This window comes from Streptomyces sp. WZ.A104 (genome assembly GCF_002382885.1).
Taxonomy (GTDB): Bacteria; Actinomycetota; Actinomycetes; order Streptomycetales; family Streptomycetaceae; genus Streptomyces.
In genome coordinates this window covers 1-16917 of record NZ_NWVL01000035.1, presented here as the reverse complement: position 1 = coordinate 16917, position 16917 = coordinate 1, and the positions used below count along the sequence as shown (strand labels likewise).

Below are 16917 nucleotides of genomic sequence, written 5' to 3'. Positions count from 1 at the left end.
CCTCGGACCGCGTAGCCGCATCCTTCACGCCCTACCGTACCGCCTTGTGCTGCGGCCGTGCGGGGAGCGATGTCGTGTTCACTCAGGGCTGCAAACATCAATTCCCCCCGTTCTGTTCCGTATCCTGTGCCCGCGCATTCTCACCGAGTTCGCTCGCGAGCAGTTCGAGGACGCTTCGCACACTCTCTCTACGGATATCCGCCCTCTCACCATTCAACCGCAGAGCGCTCACTTTCTCGATGCCGGAGGGTCCGGCCACGGCAACGTAGACCGTGCCGACCGGCTGTCCGTCCTGTGGTTCCGGACCCGCGACGCCCGTGGTGGAGATCCCCCAGTCCGCGCCGAGAACACGGCGGACCCCGGCCGCCATCTGCCGTGCGACCTCGGGGTCGACGGCTCCGCGCTCTGCCAGAAGGCCTCCGTCGACCCCCAGCACCTCCCGCTTGAGGCCGGTGGCGTACGCCGTCACCGACCCCCGGAAAGACCGCGAAGCACCGGGTACGGCCGTGAGCTCGGCGGCCACCAGGCCGCCCGTCAGCGATTCGGCGACGGCGAGGGTCCGTCCGTGTTCCGCGAGCAGGCGCAGCACCTGGGCCGCGGCTGTCACCGTTCGGCCTCCGCGGCGTCCCGCGCCTCGGCTCCGTGTGCTCCCCGTGCTCCCCGCACACCCGTCGCACTTGCCCCGGAGGCCGCACCGGCCATCCCGGCCGCTTCCAGCGCCTCCGTCGTCTGCTGCGCCCGCTCGGCTGCGGCGGCACGCTCGGCGGCGAGGCCCTTGCGGCGCAGGCCGACGGCCTGGCGTACGTAGTCGAGTCCGGTGACGACCGTCAGCACGACGGCGACCATCATCACCCAGAAGCGCAAGGTCGCCAGCGGTCCCGTGAGGACCAGGACGTACATCCCGGCCGCCGTTCCCTGCGCGAGGGTCTTCAGCTTGCCGCCTCTGCTGGCCGGGATCACCGCATGCCGGATGACCCAGAACCGCATCAGCGTGATGCCCAGCTCACGGGCGATGATGACCCCGGTGATCCACCAGGGCAGATCACCCAGGACGGACAGCGAGACCAGCGCCGCACCCATGATCGCTTTGTCGGCGATCGGGTCGGCGATCTTCCCGAAGTCCGTGACAAGGTTGTACGTCCGTGCCAGATGCCCGTCGAACAGGTCGGTGATCATCGCGATGGCGAAGGCCGCCCAGGCGAAGGAGCGCCAGACCGGGTCGTATCCGCCGTTGTGGAACAGCAGCAGGACGAATCCGGGCACGAGCAGCAGCCGCACCATGGTCAGGATGTTGGCGATGTTCCACAGGCTGGCCTGGTTGACGGCCGCAGTGCCCAGCTTGCCGCCGCGGACCGGCCTCGCGCCGGAGCCGCCTGCCGCGGATGCCGGGACTCCGGTCATCTGGCTACCTCCGCAAGCTCGTGGTGTTCGGCCACCAGGTCGACGCCCTCGGTGCCCACTGCCTTTGCCTCGACCATACGGCCCGGCACGAGCCCCTCGCGTGTGGTGAAGACCACCTGGCCATCCGTTTCGGGGGCCTGATGGGCCGCGCGCCCGATGGCGACCTCGCCGTCCTCCTCCGACTCGACGGACTCAACCAGCACCTGGAGGGTCTCCCCGATGCGCTCCTCCGCCCGCTGCGAGGTCAGCTCCTCGGCCAGCTGGGAGATGTGGGCCAGGCGCTCCGCGATGACGTCGGCGTCGAGCTTGTTCTCGTAGCCGACCGCTTCGGTGCCCTCCTCGTCGGAGTAGCCGAAGACGCCGATCGCGTCGAGGCGGGCGCCGGTGAGGAAGCGTTCCAGCTCGGCGAGGTCCGCCTCGGTCTCGCCGGGGAAGCCGACGATGAAGTTGGAGCGGGCGCCGGCCTGGGGTGCCTTGCTCCGGATGGTGTCCAGGAGCTCCAGGAAGCGGTCGGTGTCGCCGAAGCGGCGCATCGCGCGCAGCACACCCGGGGCGGAGTGCTGGAAGGAGAGGTCGAAGTACGGGGCGACCTTCGGCGTCGAGGTGAGGACGTCGATGAGCCCGGGGCGCATCTCGGCGGGCTGGAGGTAGCTGACCCGGATGCGCTCGATGCCGTCCACGTCGGCCAGCTCCGGCAGCAGGGTCTCCAGCAGCCGGATGTCGCCGAGGTCCTTGCCGTAGGAGGTGTTGTTCTCGGAGACGAGCATGACCTCCTTGACGCCCTGCTCGGCCAGCCAGCGGGTCTCCTGGAGCACGTCCGAGGGGCGCCGCGAGATGAACGATCCGCGGAAGGAGGGGATGGCGCAGAAGGAGCAGCGGCGGTCGCAGCCGGAGGCGAGCTTCACCGAGGCGACGGGGCTGGTGCCGAGTCTGCGGCGCAGCGGTGCCCGCGGTCCGGAGACCGGGGCGACGCCTTCGGGAAGGTCCTCGGGGGCGGGGGCGGGGGCGGGCGTCTCCTGGGCGTGGCCGGGCAGTGCCACAGCGGCGTCCTGCCGCTCGGCGGGGCTGATCGGCAGCAGCTTGCGGCGGTCGCGCGGGGTGTGCGAGGCGTGGATGCCGCCGTTGAGGATGGTCTGGAGCCGGTCGGAGATGTCGGCGTAGTCGTCGAATCCGAGGACGCCGTCCGCCTCCGGCAGGGCCTCGGCGAGGTCCTTGCCGTAGCGCTCGGCCATGCAGCCGACGGCGACGACGGCCTGGGTGCGGCCATGGTCCTTGAGATCGTTGGCTTCGAGCAGGGCGTCGACGGAGTCCTTCTTGGCGGCTTCGACGAACCCACAGGTGTTGACGACTGCGACATCCGCGTCGGAGGCATCCTCGACGAGGTCCCAGCCGTCCGCTGCCAAGCGGCCTGCAAGCTCCTCCGAGTCCACCTCGTTACGGGCGCAGCCAAGAGTGACAAGGGCGACGGTACGGCGTTCGGGCATGGACTCAAGACTACTTTGTCCCGGCGGCGCCCCTGCCGTGCAGGGTTGCCTGCCCCCCTCCCGGCCGGCGCTTCCTGCTACGGGGAGTAACAGGTTCCCGGCCTGGAACGCCGACGGGCGCCCGGCGCGAGGCCGGACGCCCGTCGGAGGGGTAGCGCGTCGAGGGACAGCGGATCAGCCGGCCTCGGGGTCGCCCTTGGTGTAGGACAGCCGCTCTACCGTGCCCGGACCGAAGCGGTCCTGGACCTGCTTGCCGTTGACGAAGAGGTCGATCGCCCCGGCGTTGCCGAGAACGAGGTCGATGCGCTCCTTGTCCTGGAAGGTCTTGGACTCGCCCTGGAGCAGCAGCCCGTCGAAGAGCAGCCGGCCGTTGTGGTCCTTGGCGGAGATCCAGCTCTTGTCCCGGTCAGCACTGAGCTTGACCGTCACCTTGTCCCGGGGGGCTGCGGCGATGGCGCTCTCGGAGGGCACGGGCTTGGGGTCGGAGGGCTTGGTGGCGGTGGGCTTGGCCGCGGTCTTGTCGGGCTTCGAGCCCTCCGCGACCTGGGCGGTGTTCGAGGGCTTCTCCTCGCCGCTGAAGAGCGTGAAGCCCACGAACCCGATCACGACGACGATGGCCGTGACCATGGCGGCGGTCCAGTTGGGCCGCCGGGGTTCGGAACGGATGCGTTCCGCTTCGAACAGCGGTGCCGCCGGGGTCGGTGCGGGACGGCCGCCGTGATCGGCGTCGTACTCCTCGACCAGCGGTTCCGGATCGAGGCCGACGGCGCGCGCGAGCGTGCGGATGTGGCCGCGGGTGTAGACGTCGCCGCCGCAGCGGGAGAAGTCGTCCTGCTCGATCGCGTGCACGATGGGGATGCGCACCCGGGTGGAGCTGCTGACTTCCTCGACCGTCAGACCTGCGGTGATACGAGCCTGCTGGAGGGCACGACCGATCGAAGGCCGGTCGTCTTCGGGGGAGTTGCCGATGGACACGGGGGCGCCTTTCGAGCGTGAGCCACCTGCTGGATGTTCAGTCTAGAGGGGGTACGAAAGAGAGGGGCAACCGGGAGGACGACTTTGTAAGCCATCGGGTTCGCCGGACGGCCCCGCCTCCGGCTCCGGGGGCGGAGCGGGGACGGAGCAACAGCCCCGATCGAGGACTGGGCAACCTGTAGTGGGCCGAACGGGGTGGGAGGACGGACAGGACGGAGACGGGCGGAGCCAAGCGGAGGAGCATGGTTCCGTCCCTCCCTTCAACTGGACGTACGACCGCGCGAAACGGTTGCCCACGAAACCTTTACGGGTGGATTCACCCTTCAGGGAGCGGATTCCCCCCGAATGACGGCCAACACCCCGTCGAGTTCCTCGGGTTTCACGAGGACGTCGCGGGCCTTTGATCCCTCGCTGGGTCCGACGATGTTGCGGGACTCCATCAGGTCCATCAGCCGGCCCGCCTTCGCGAAGCCGACCCGCAGCTTGCGCTGGAGCATCGAGGTCGACCCGAACTGGGTGGAGACGACCAGCTCGGCGGCCTGGCAGAGCAGGTCCAGGTCGTCGCCGATGTCCTCGTCGATCTCCTTCTTCTGCTTCGTGCCGACCACGACGTCGTCCCGGAAGACCGGGGCCATCTGGTCCTTGCAGTGCTGGACGACGGCCGCGACCTCGTCCTCGGTCACGAAGGCGCCCTGCATACGGGTGGGCTTGTTGGCTCCCATCGGCAGGAAAAGACCGTCGCCCTTGCCGATGAGCTTCTCGGCGCCGGGCTGATCGAGGATGACCCGGCTGTCGGCCAGCGAGGAGGTGGCGAAGGCGAGCCGGGAGGGCACGTTGGCCTTGATCAGGCCGGTCACGACGTCGACCGAGGGTCGCTGGGTGGCGAGCACCAGGTGGATTCCGGCGGCGCGGGCGAGCTGGGTGATGCGGACGATGGAGTCCTCGACGTCGCGCGGGGCGACCATCATCAGGTCGGCCAGCTCGTCGACGATCACCAGCAGATACGGGTACGGCGACAGCTCCCGCTCGCTGCCCTCGGGAGCCTTGCACTTGCCGTTGCGCACGGCGTGGTTGAAGTCGTCGATGTGCCGGTAGCCGAAGTTGGCGAGGTCGTCGTAGCGCAGGTCCATCTCCCGTACGACCCACTGGAGCGCTTCGGCGGCCTTCTTCGGGTTGGTGATGATCGGCGTGATCAGGTGCGGGATGCCCTCGTACGCGGTGAGCTCGACGCGTTTGGGGTCGACGAGGACCATCCGCACGTCGTCCGGGGTGGCCCGCACCATGATCGAGGTGATCAGGCAGTTGATGCAGGAGGACTTGCCGGAGCCGGTGGCACCGGCGACCAGGACGTGCGGCATCTTGGCGAGGTTGGCCATCTCATAGCCGCCCTCGACGTTCTTGCCGAGCGCCACGAGCATCGGGTGGTCGTCCTCGGCCGCGTCCGCGAGGCGCAGCACATCACCGAGGTTGACCATCTCTCGGTCCGAGTTGGGGATCTCGATGCCCACGGCGGACTTCCCCGGGATCGGCGAGATGATCCGCACGTCCGGGCTCGCCACGGCGTACGCGATGTTCTTGGCCAGCGCCGTGATCTTCTCGACCTTCACGGCGGGGCCGAGCTCGATCTCGTAACGGGTGACCGTCGGGCCCCGGGTGAAGCCGGTGACCACGGCGTCGACCTTGAACTCCGTGAACACGTTGGTCAGCGAGGCCACAACGGCGTCGTTGGCCGCGCTGCGGGTCTTGCCGGGGCCGCCGCGCTCCAGCAGGTCGAGCGAGGGCAGGGAGTAGGTGATGTCACCGGACAGCTGGAGCTGCTCGGCGCGGGCGGGCAGTCCCTCGGGGCGCTCCGGGGCGGGCTTCGTCAGATCCGGTACGCCTCCGAAAGCGCCGCCTCCGCCGCCGGAACGGTCGGCCGCCTCTCCCCCGGAACGTCCGGCCGCGCGGCCGGAGCCCGCGCCCGCCTTCCCCGCAGCGCCGCCGTCCCGCTCGGCCTCCCGGGCCCCGGGCACGGGTGTACCAGTGCGCTCCCGGTCCGCCGAGACGCCCTGGGTGAGGTCGGCGACGATCGGCGAGGGGGGCATGCCGTTCAGAACCGCTCCGTCGAGCGCGGCGGCCGCTGCGGCCGCGACGTCCACCGCGTCCATGGGCCGGTTCATCGTGGGCTGCACCGCGGGCCGCCGGGGCCTGCGGCGCTTGGTGAGCGCTTCCGCCTCGGCCTGGTCGTGGTCGTGGACCGGCTCCACGTCCGGGCGGCGCGAGGAACCCCGCCGCGACCGCCCGGGCAGCGCCTCGCGCCACTGCTCGTCGTAGCGCTCGTCGTCGTCGCCGTACACGTCACCGGGCTCGGGCGGGGCCTCCACGATGCCGAGGCGGACACCGAGCTGACGCAGCCGCTGCGGGATGGCGTTGACCGGGGTGGCGGTGACGACGAGCAGCCCGAAGACGGTCAGCAGCACCAGCAACGGTACGGCGAGCACCTCACCCATCATGAAGATCAGCGGTTTGGACACGGCCCAGCCCACCAGACCGCCCGCGTCCTGCATCGCCTCGGTGCCCGCGTCCCGGCCCGGCGAACCGCAGGCGATGTGGACCTGTCCGAGGACGCCGAGAACCAGGGCGGACAGGCCGATGACGATGCGGCCGTTGGCCTCCGGGCGCTCCGGATAGAGGATCAGCCGTACGGCCATCGCACCCAGCAGTATCGGCGCGAGCAGATCGAGCCGGCCGAAGGCACCGGTGACGAGCATCTCGACCAGATCGCCGACCGGCCCCTGGAGGTGGGACCAGGTGCCCGCGGCGACGATCAGCGCCAGGCCGAGGAGCAGCAGCGCGAGCCCGTCCTTGCGGTGGGCCGGGTCAAGTCCCTTCGCCCCGCGCCCTATCGAACGGAACACCGCACCGACACCGTGCGCCGCCCCGAGCCAGACGGCCCGCACCAGGCGGTAGAGGCCACCGGTGGGTGAGGGTGCGGGCTTGGGCGCGGGCTTCTTGGCCGCCGCCTTCTTCGCGGGGGCCTTCTTCGCGGGGGCCGCCGACTTCTTCGGCGCGGTCTTCTTGGCGGGCGCGGCTTTCTTCGCCGGGCCCGGGGTACGGCCGACCCGCTTCGCGGTGCCCGCCGTGCCCTGGGAACCCTTGCCGGACGTACGTGAGGCCATGATGCGAGGTTACCGCTGTCGTCGCCCGTGAACACGTTCGCCTACTGGTTCACCCGACTGTGTCGCCTTCCGGCAGCCGGAAACTGACGACGCCTCACGGCGGAGGGGCGAGGATGTCAGCCCTGGGCGGGCAGCACGCCCGTACTGCCGCCCGTGCCCGGCTCCAGCGCGTCGAGCGCGCGGCGCAGGCCGGTCAGCTTGCGTTCGAGATGGGCGGCCGTGGCGACCGCCGCGGCGTCCGCGGATTCGTCGTCGAGCTGCTTGGAGAGCGCTTCGGCCTGCTCCTCGACCGCCGCGAGCCGTGCGGAGAGCTCGGCCAGCAGACCAGCGGGTTCCTTCTCGTCCTCGCCGCCCGCGTGGCCGTCGCCCTCCAACTGGAGGCGCAGCAGCGCGGCCTGCTCACGGAGCTTGCAGTTCTTCATGTACAGCTCGACGAAGACCGAGACCTTGGCGCGGAGCACCCAGGGGTCGAACGGCTTGGAGATGTAGTCCACCGCACCGGCCGCGTAGCCCCGGAAGGTGTGGTGCGGGCCGTGGTTGATGGCGGTGAGGAAGATGATCGGGATGTCCCGGGTCCGCTCCCGCCGCTTGATGTGTGCGGCGGTCTCGAAACCGTCCATGCCCGGCATCTGGACGTCCAGCAGAATGACCGCGAAGTCGTCCGTGAGCAGCGCCTTCAGCGCCTCCTCCCCTGACGATGCCCGGACCAGTGTCTGATCGAGCGCAGAGAGGATGGCCTCCAGCGCCAGCAGATTCTCCGGCCGGTCATCGACCAGGAGGATCTTGGCCTTCTGCACCATGGCCCGTCCTCCTCGCCCCGGAAATGCACCGGGTGCCGCCCCAGGGGACGACTCCCTTACGCCGTCCGTCCTTGTGCCGGTCATGGTAGCCGCACCCCGCCCGTCACCACACCCTGTCACCGCGATGTCACTGTGCACATACCTCAAACGCGTTGGGAGACCAGAAGGTTCCCCGAATCCAGCGCGTTCACACCCGTTCGAGCACAGTCGGTCAACAACTCACGTCAACTCGTTCAATACTCGATCACTCTCCGCGCATCCACTGCTCCATCACCGCGAGCAGATGATCAGGATCGACCGGCTTCGTCACATAGTCGGAAGCTCCGCAATCGATCGCCTTCTCCCGGTCGCCCTTCATCGCCTTCGCCGTGAGCGCGACGATCGGCAGTCCGGCGAACTGCGGCATCCGGCGGATCGCGGTCGTCGTCGCGTAACCGTCCATCTCGGGCATCATGATGTCCATCAGCACAACCGTCACATCGTCGTGCTGCTCCAGGACTTCGATGCCCTCGCGCCCGTTCTCCGCGTACAGCACCGCCAGTCCGTGCTGCTCCAGCACGCTCGTCAGCGCGAAGACGTTACGAATGTCGTCGTCGACGATGAGCACCTTCTCGCCACGGAAGCGGAACGTCCGCCGGGGCTCCGGCTCCTCCGCAGCGGCCTGCCCCTGGCTCCCCTGCGCCCATTCGTTCTGGGCCGGTGCGCTCTCGGCTGCCGTCCGGCCGGACGGCAGCGCGGACCTGCGGGCCGCGTCCCCCAGCGCCTTGCGCCGGCGTCGGAACAGTCCCGCGGAGTTGGCCGGATCGCCGAGCGGGGCCGAGGACTGCCCGCTCTCGACCGTGCCGCCCAGCACCTCGGCCGAACCTGAACCCACCTGCGGGTAGCCCTGGGGCGGCAGTTCGGCGCGGTGCAGCGGCAGGTAGAGCGTGAAGGTCGAGCCCCGGCCCGGCTCGCTCGCCGCGTGGATCTCGCCGCCGAGCAGCCGCGCGATCTCCCGGCTGATGGAGAGTCCGAGGCCCGTACCGCCGTACTTGCGGCTCGTCGTACCGTCCGCCTGCTTGAACGCCTCGAAGATCACCAGCATCTTGCTGGACGCGATCCCGATCCCGGTGTCGGTGACCGAGAAGGCGATCAGATCGGCGTCCGCGTCCCGTAGCGAACCCGCCTCCAGCAGATGTTCCCGGATGGAGTTCGGAACATCGGCGCCGGCCGGCCGGATCACCAGCTCCACCGCCCCGCTGTCGGTGAACTTCACCGCGTTGGACAGCAGGTTGCGCAGCACCTGGAGCAGGCGCTGCTCGTCGGTGTGCAGCGTCGCGGGAAGTTCCGGCGACACCCGTACGGAGAAGTCGAGTCCCTTCTCCGCGGTGAGCGGGCGGAAGGTCGCCTCCACGTAGTCGACCAGCTGGACCAGCGCGATCCGGGTCGGGCTGACGTCCATCTTGCCCGCCTCGACCTTGGACAGGTCCAGGATGTCGTTGATCAGCTGGAGCAGGTCGGAACCGGCCCCATGGATCGTCTCGGCGAACTCCACCTGCTTCGGCGAGAGATTGCTCTCGGCGTTGTCCGCGAGCAACTTGGCCAGGATCAGCAGCGAGTTGAGCGGCGTACGCAGCTCGTGCGACATGTTCGCCAGGAACTCCGACTTGTAGCGCATCGAGACCGCGAGCTGCTCGGCGCGCTCCTCCAGGACCTGCCGCGCCTCCTCGATCTCGGTGTTCTTCACCTCGATGTCGCGGTTCTGCTGGGCCAGCAGTTCGGCCTTCTCCTCCAGCTCGGCGTTGGACGCCTGGAGTGCCTTCTGCCGGTTCTCCAGCTCCTGCGAACGGTCGCGCAGTTGCTCGGTCAGCTCCTGCGACTGCTCCAGCAGCTTCTCGGTCTTGGTGTTGACGCTGATCGTGTTGACGCTCGTCGCGATCATCTCGGCGAGCTGGTTGAGGAAGTCCCGCTGGATGTGCGTGAACGGCTGGAACGACGCCAGCTCGATCACCCCGAGCACCTTGCCCTCGAAGAGCACCGGCAGCACGATCACATGCGCGGGCGGTGCCTCGCCGAGACCGGAGGAGATCTTCAGATAGCCCGGCGGAACATTGTCGACCTGGATCGTCCGCTTCTCCTCGGCCGCCGTCCCGATGAGCGTCTCGCCGGGCCGGAACGAGGTCGGCATCGAACCGGCGGAGTAGCCGTAACTCCCCCGCATCCGCAGCTCGTACGAACCGTCGTCGTCGTTGTCCGGCCCCACCTCGTCGGAGTCGGGCGCCATCGCCAGGAAGAACGCGCCGTGCTGGGCGGAGACGACCGGCGTCAGCTCGCTCATGATCAGCGAGGCCACGTCGTCCAGATCGCGGCGGCCCTGCATCAGACCGGAGATCCGGGCCAGGTTGCCCTTCAGCCAGTCCTGTTCCTTGTTGGCGAGGGTGGTGTCGCGGAGGTTCGCGATCATCGTGTTGATGTTGTCCTGGAGGACCTGGATCTCGCCCGCCGCGTCCACGTCGATCTTCAGATTCAGATCGCCGCGGGTCACCGCGGTGGCGACGGCCGCGATGGCGCGCACCTGTCGGGTCAGGTTCCCGGCCATCTCGTTCACCGACTCGGTGAGATCGCGCCAGGTGCCGTCCACGTCCCGCACCCGCGCCTGGCCGCCCAGCTGCCCCTCGGTGCCCACCTCGCGGGCGACCCGGGTCACCTGCTCGGCGAACGAGGACAACTGGTCGACCATCGTGTTGATGGTGTTCTTCAGCTCCTGGATCTCACCGCGCGCGTCGATGTCGATCTTCTTGGTCAGATCGCCCTTGGCGATGGCCGTCGTGACCGTCGCGATCTGCCGCACCTGCCCGGTCAGGTTGGAGGCCATCGAGTTCACCGACTCGGTGAGGTCCTTCCACGTACCGGAGACTCCCGGCACCCGGGCCTGGCCGCCCAGCTCACCTTCCGTACCCACCTCACGGGCCACGCGCGTGACCTCGTCAGCGAACGAGGACAGCGTCGTCACCATGGTGTTGACGGTGTCGGCCAGCTCCGCGACCTCGCCGCGCGCCTCCACGGTGACCTTCTTCGTCAGATCGCCGTTGGCGACCGCCGAGGAGACCCGCGAGATGTTACGTACCTGGCTGGTCAGGTTGTTGGCCATCAGGTTGACGTTCTCGCTGAGGTCCTTCCAGATGCCGGTCGCGCCGCGAACCCGCGCCTGACCGCCGAGAATGCCCTCGGTACCCACCTCACGCGCCACACGCGAGACCTCGTCCGCGAAGTTCAGCAGCTGGTCGACCATCGTGTTGACGGTCGTGACGAGTTCGAGGATCTCGCCCTTGGCGTCGACGGTGATCTTCTTGGAGAGATCGCCCTTGGCGACCGCGGTGGTGACCTCGGCGATATTGCGGACCTGGAGGGTCAGGTTGTTCGCCATGCCGTTGACGGACTGGGTGAGGTCCTTCCACGTACCGGACACACCCTGCACCTCGGCCTGACCGCCGAGGATGCCCTCCGTACCCACCTCGCGGGCGACCCGCGTCACCTGCTCCGCGAAGTTGGACAGCTGGTCCACCATCGTATTGAGGGTGTTCTTCAGCTCCAGGATCTCGCCCCGGGCGTCCACGTCGATCTTCTGCGACAGGTCACCCCGCGCCACCGCCGTGGCGACCTGCGCGATGTTACGGACCTGAGCGGTCAGGTTCCCCGCCATACCGTTCACCGAATCGGTCAGATCTCGCCACACTCCGGCCACGCCGGGCACCTGCGCCTGACCGCCCAGCCGCCCGTCCGTCCCCACCTCACGGGCGACCCGCGTCACCTGGTCGGCGAAGGCGGAAAGCTGGTCGACCATCGTATTGATCGTGTTCTTCAGCTCCAGGATCTCGCCCCGGGCGTCCACGTCGATCTTCTGCGACAGGTCACCCCGCGCCACCGCAGTCGTCACCTGGGCGATCTGCCGCACCTGGGAGGTGAGGTTCCCGGCCATGAAGTTGACGGAGTCCGTGAGCTCCTTCCACGTCCCCGAGACGCCGTCCACGCGCGCCTGACCGCCGAGGCGGCCTTCCGTACCCACGTCCCGGGCCATCCGCGTCACCTGGTCGGCGAAGTTGGACAGCTGCGCCACCATCGTATTGACGGTGTTCTTCAGCTCCAGCATCTCCCCGGCCACATCCACGGTGACCTTCTGCGACAGGTCGCCGTTGGCGACCGCAGTCGTCACCTGCGCGATGTCCCGGACCTGACCGGTCAGGTTGCGGAAGGCGGTGTTCACCGAGTCGGTGAGGTCCTTCCACGTCCCCGCGGCGCCCGGGACCTCGGCCTGGCCGCCGAGCCGGCCCTCGACGCCGACCTCACGGGCCACCCGCGTCACCTCGGAGCCGAAGGCCTGGAGCTGGTCCACCATCGTGTTGACGGTGTTCTTCAGCTCCAGCATCTCCCCGGCCACATCGACCGTGACCTTCTGCGACATGTCGCCGCTGGCCACCGCCGTCGTCACCTGCGCGATGTCACGCACCTGCGTCGTCAGGTTCCGGAAGACCGTGTTCACCGAGTCGGTGAGGTCCTTCCACGTCCCCGCGGCGCCCGGCACCTGCGCCTGACCGCCGAGCAGCCCCTCACCACCGACCTCGCTCGCCACACGCGTCACCTCGTCCGCGAAGGTGCGCAGCGTCTCGGTCATCTGGTTGATCGTCTCGGCGAGCTGGGCGACCTCGCCCCGCGCGCTCACCGTGACCTTCTGCGTCAGGTCACCACTGGCGACCGCCGTCGTCACCTCCGCGATACCGCGCACCTGGGAGGTGAGGTTGCCCGCCATCGTGTTGACGGAGTCGGTGAGGTCCTTCCAGACCCCGGCCACGCCCGGCACGGTCGCCTGACCACCGAGCTCGCCCTCCGTACCCACCTCACGGGCGACGCGCGTCACCTCGGAAGAGAACGAGGACAGCTGGTCGACCATCGTATTGACGGTGTTCTTCAGCTGGAGCATCTCACCGGCCACATGGACGGTGACCTTCCGCGACAGATCACCCTTGGCCACCGCGGTCGTGACCAGCGCGATGTCGCGCACCTGCGCGGTCAGCCGGTACGCCATGGTGTTGACGGAGTCCGTGAGGTCCTTCCACGACCCGGACATCCCCCGCACCTGGGCCTGCCCGCCGAGCTTGCCCTCGGTGCCCACCTCGACGGCGACCCGGGTCACCTGCTCGGTGAAGACCGACAGCTGGTCGACGAGGTTGTTGACCGTACGGGCGACCTTCAGGAACTCGCCGCGCAGCGGGCGCACCGTCTCGTCCGTCGTGTGCGACCGCAGCTCCATCCGCTGCTCCAGATCACCGTCGGCGACCGCCGACAGCACCCGGCCCACCTCGGACACCGGTCGCGCGAGATCGTCCACGAGCTCGTTGGAAGCATCGATCGCGGCCGCCCAGGAACCCTCACAGGCCCCCGTCTCCAGCCGCTCCGTGAGCTTCCCCTCACGCCCGACCACCCGCCGTACGCGCGCCAGCTCACCGGTCAGATGCAGATTCCGGTCGGCGACCTCGTTGAAGACCGCCGCGATCTCCGTCATCACACCGTCGCCGGAGACGGTCAGCCGCCTGCGGAAATTTCCGTCGCGCATCGCCGCAAGTCCCGCGAGCAGTCTGTTGAGAGCTGCCGCGTCGACCTCGACGGTGCCATTGCGCTGCTTTTTCACGGACTGTCCGCCTTTAGTACGCGTCTTCGAACCCCGCGCCGCCACGCCAGACTCCACCGTGTCCCTCCCGCAGGGGTTGACCGTTTCGCTCGGGCCTATCCGGATAGCTTGCCCAGTTCCACTTTGGCTCACCGCCACAGCACACCGTCAACGGGTGACCGGGCAGACGTCAAATCGTTGCAACGTACCAGGCTGGAACCGGTCGGCGAGCAACCTCCCCCGGTCGCCCCGCATCCCTTCCATCGGAAGTCCATACTTGTGCGCCCGCGCACCACCACGGACCGTCCTGTCCCGATCTCGGCCCTCGTGTACCCGGCACCCTGAACGAACGTCTAGCCTGGCAAGCGAATCGAAGCGGCGAGAAACGGGCACAGGACTCGGGGAAGCGACGAGACACCATATGGGGAGTGCTGTGATCACCGCGCGCGCGGCCGCCACCTTCGAACCGGTCGGGCGCTCCGTCGCGACCGCCCGCGCCTTCGTCCGGGACACCCTCCAGGGGTGGGGCTACAACGATGTCGTCGACGACGCCGTCGTCCTCACCAGCGAGCTCGTCACCAACGCCGTGGTGCACGCGGGGACAGCGGCCGATGTGCTGTGCCTGCGCAGTGAGGACGGCGTACGGGTCGAGGTCTCCGACCACTATCCGGAACGCGAGGTCCCGCTCCAGAGCAACGGCCTCGACTTCGGCAGCCCCGACCGTGAGAACGGCCGCGGGCTGCTCCTCTGCGCCGCCCTGGCCGCGCGCTGGGGCGTCGAGTACTCGCCCACGCGCAAACATGTCTGGTTCCAGCTGGACCTGCCCGACCGCCCGGTGGGCATCCGCTCCGCGGGACCGGTCCTGCCCACCTCGCTCCTTCCCGTCACCGACCAGCGCGTCCGGGTCGCCGTCGTCCAGATCGACAGCACCGGCTCCATCACGGCGTGGAACGACGACGCGGCGTATGTCTTCGGACACAGCGCGGAGCAGGTCACCGGCAAGCAGTTCACCGACTTCGTGGCCTGGCCGCACACCCCCGGCACCAACACCGGCATCGCCGACGCCCTCCAGCTCTCCCGCTGGGAGGGCAGCTACGGAATCCGCGGCGCCGACGGCCGGAACATCGCCGTCTACGCCTCCCACCTGCGCGTCCGAGACACCGACGGGGAACCCTCCACGGTCTGTCTCCTCGTCCGCGACGACGAACGCGCCGTGCTCCAGTCCCCGGCCCGCGCCCCGGTCTCCAACGCCTCCGAGAACCGCACCGCGGACCCCTTCGAGATCTTCATCGGCTCCCCCGCCCCCGACGACCTGGACGGCCTCCTCCAGCGCACCGTCGAGCGGGCCCGCGACATGCTCGACGCCGACGCGGCCTTCCTCCTGCTCGCCACCGACGACGAGACGGAGCTGGAGGTCCGCGCCACGACGGGTCTCCCCTCGGCCCGCCAGCGCTTCGCCCGCGTCCCCGTGGAAGCCGGAGCGGGCCGCTACGGCTCCGCCCGGATGCCGGCCGTCCACGAGGACCTGACCGCCGTGCCCGGCGCCGTCCCGCTCCTCACCGACACCGGGATGCGCTCGGTCGTCACGGTCCCGCTGAAGGTCGAGGGCCGCCTCACCGGCTCCCTCGGCGTCGCGGCGGAGGGCCCGGGCCGCTACTCCAACGAGGAGGCCCTGCGCCTCCAGTTCGCCGCCGACCGCATCGCGCTCGCCGTGGAGTCCGCCCGCCTCGGCGAGCTGGAACGCCTGCGCCGCGGCTCCCTGTCCTTCCTCGTCGAGGCCTCAGACCTGCTGGCCGGGACTCTCGACCGGGACCAGACGCTGGCCCTCATGGCCCAGATGACGGTCCCGACCCTCGCCGCCTGGTGCGCCGTCTACACCATCGCCGACCAGTCCTCCGACCCGTACCTCTCGTACGTGCTCCACGAGGACGAGGACCTCATCGACGGCCTCAAGGCCCTCCTCTCCAAGATCGCCCCGCCGGACCCGGTCCCCACCCCCGGCGCTCGCATCTGGGCCGCCCCCTCGGAGGCGGGCCACCGCGCGGCGCTGTCCACGTCGACCCGCAGCCTGCGGCACGACGCGCCCCTGAGCATGAGCATGGCCACCCGCACCACGCTCGCCACGGCCCAGGCCGTCGGCGGCGAGACGGTGGTGCTCCCGCTGGTCGCCCGCAACCGCGTGATCGGCATGCTGACGCTCGGGAAGCCCTCGGACGACCACTTCCGCCAGGAGATCCTGGAACTGGCCGAGGACCTGTCCCGACGGGCCGCCCTGGCCCTGGACAACGCCCGCCTGTACTCGGAGCGCACGGCGATCAGCCAGTCCCTCCAGCGCAGCCTGCTGCCCCCGGGACTCCCCGACGTCCCGAACGTCGAGATCGAGGTCATCTACCGCGCGGCGGGCGAGGGCAACGAGGTCGGCGGCGACTTCTACGACGTCTTCCCCATCCGTGACGGCGCGTACGGCTTCGCCGTCGGCGACGTCTGCGGTACGGGCCCCGAGGCCGCCGCGGTCACCGGCCTGGCCCGCCACGCCCTGCGCCTGCTCGCCCGCGAGGGCTTCGGCGGCCCGGCGGTCCTGGAGCGCCTCAACGCGGCGATCCTCGACGAGGGCGCCCGCAGCCGCTTCCTCACCCTCCTGTACGGCGAGCTGTGGCCCCAGGAGGACGGCAGCGCCCTCCTGAAGGTCGTCTGCGCCGGCCACCCACTGCCGCTGCGCCTGCGCCAGGACGGATCCGTGGAGGCAGCCGCCGAACCGCAGCCGCTGCTCGGCGTCATCGAGGACCTCGACCTGTACGAGCAGGAGGTAACCCTCAACCCGGGCGACGTCCTCCTCTGCGTCACGGACGGCGTCACCGAACGCCGCGAGGGAGCCCGCATGCTGGGCGACGACGGCCTCGCGGACGTCCTGTCGACCTGTACGGGCCTGACGGCCGGCGCGGTCGCCGCACGCATCCTCAGGGCCGTGGAACGCTTCGCGGCCGAACCCGCCTCGGACGACATGGCGATCCTCGCGATGCGCGTCCCGGAGCCGCCCCACATCTGACCGGCAGCATCTGCCCGTCAACGCGAAAGGCCCCCGCCGTATGGCGGGGGCCTTTCGTTCTTCTCTGAGCCCCAATGCGGAATCGAACCGCAGACCTTCTCCTTACCATGGAGACGCTCTACCGACTGAGCTATTGGGGCCTCGTTGCGCTGCGGCAACGAGGTAAACCATACACGGGATCCGGGGATTCACACAATCGCGCCCGGCAGAGGCCCACCAGAGTCCCACGGACTGCGGCCGTCAGCGGCTGCAGGACTGTTTTGGAACGCGTCCCGGAAACTGGCCGAAATGCAGAAAAGCCCCGTACCTTGCGGTACGGGGCTTTCCCGGAAAAATTGTTCGGCGGCGTCCTACTCTCCCACAGGGTCCCCCCTGCAGTACCATCGGCGCTGAAAGGCTTAGCTTCCGG

The 16917-nt window shown here is 69.3% G+C and carries 8 protein-coding genes and 1 tRNA gene; 1 reads left to right on the top strand and 8 read right to left on the bottom strand.

Annotation, left to right across the window (positions count from 1 at the left end):
* Positions 1 to 97 precede the first annotated feature (97 nt).
* The 7 genes from CIB93_RS19675 to CIB93_RS19645 form a co-directional block, all read right to left on the bottom strand.
* Positions 98 to 607: a CinA family protein gene (locus CIB93_RS19675; RefSeq protein ID WP_096628481.1), complete on the bottom strand. Its 510-nt coding sequence runs from the start codon at positions 605 to 607 to the stop codon at positions 98 to 100.
* Entirely contained in the window at positions 604 to 1401 is a 798-nt protein-coding gene (gene pgsA, locus CIB93_RS19670) for a CDP-diacylglycerol--glycerol-3-phosphate 3-phosphatidyltransferase (protein WP_096628479.1), read from the bottom strand. The genes CIB93_RS19675 and pgsA overlap by 4 nt, the downstream gene beginning before the upstream one ends.
* Positions 1398 to 2885, bottom strand: a complete 1488-nt coding sequence (gene rimO / locus CIB93_RS19665) for a 30S ribosomal protein S12 methylthiotransferase RimO (protein WP_096628478.1) — start codon at positions 2883 to 2885, stop codon at positions 1398 to 1400. The genes pgsA and rimO overlap by 4 nt, the downstream gene beginning before the upstream one ends.
* Before the next feature lie 174 nt (positions 2886 to 3059).
* Complete coding sequence (locus CIB93_RS19660; RefSeq protein ID WP_096628476.1) at positions 3060 to 3860, bottom strand: helix-turn-helix domain-containing protein; 801 nt, start codon at positions 3858 to 3860, stop codon at positions 3060 to 3062.
* A gap of 323 nt (positions 3861 to 4183) precedes the next feature.
* Positions 4184 to 7018, bottom strand: coding sequence for a DNA translocase FtsK (locus CIB93_RS19655; protein WP_096628475.1), 2835 nt, complete (start codon positions 7016 to 7018; stop codon positions 4184 to 4186).
* Between the two features lie 116 nt (positions 7019 to 7134).
* Entirely contained in the window at positions 7135 to 7818 is a 684-nt protein-coding gene (locus tag CIB93_RS19650; protein ID WP_096628473.1) for a two-component system response regulator, read from the bottom strand.
* 244 nt (positions 7819 to 8062) lie between these two features.
* The gene (locus CIB93_RS19645) at positions 8063 to 13483 is read right to left on the bottom strand and encodes a HAMP domain-containing protein (RefSeq protein WP_096628472.1); all 5421 of its coding nucleotides are present in this window, start codon (positions 13481 to 13483) and stop codon (positions 8063 to 8065) included.
* A 400-nt stretch (positions 13484 to 13883) separates the two neighbouring features.
* On the opposite strand from CIB93_RS19645, the gene CIB93_RS19640 reads away from it, so the two are divergent.
* Positions 13884 to 16508, top strand: coding sequence for a SpoIIE family protein phosphatase (locus tag CIB93_RS19640; RefSeq protein ID WP_096628470.1), 2625 nt, complete (start codon positions 13884 to 13886; stop codon positions 16506 to 16508).
* A gap of 67 nt (positions 16509 to 16575) precedes the next feature.
* Here CIB93_RS19640 and CIB93_RS19635 read toward each other — a convergent pair.
* Positions 16576 to 16648 (bottom strand) — tRNA-Thr (locus tag CIB93_RS19635).
* Positions 16649 to 16917: the final 269 nt, after the last annotated feature.

What these genes read in the sequence shown, in the direction of transcription:
- pgsA (WP_096628479.1), bottom strand. Translation starts at nt 1,401, where the DNA reads ATGACCGGAGTCCCGGCATCCGCGGCAGGCGGCTCCGGCGCGAGGCCG.
- rimO (WP_096628478.1), bottom strand. Translation starts at nt 2,885, where the DNA reads ATGCCCGAACGCCGTACCGTCGCCCTTGTCACTCTTGGCTGCGCCCGT.
- CIB93_RS19655 (WP_096628475.1), bottom strand. Translation starts at nt 7,018, where the DNA reads ATGGCCTCACGTACGTCCGGCAAGGGTTCCCAGGGCACGGCGGGCACC.
- CIB93_RS19650 (WP_096628473.1), bottom strand. Translation starts at nt 7,818, where the DNA reads ATGGTGCAGAAGGCCAAGATCCTCCTGGTCGATGACCGGCCGGAGAAT.
- CIB93_RS19640 (WP_096628470.1), top strand. Translation starts at nt 13,884, where the DNA reads ATGGGGAGTGCTGTGATCACCGCGCGCGCGGCCGCCACCTTCGAACCG.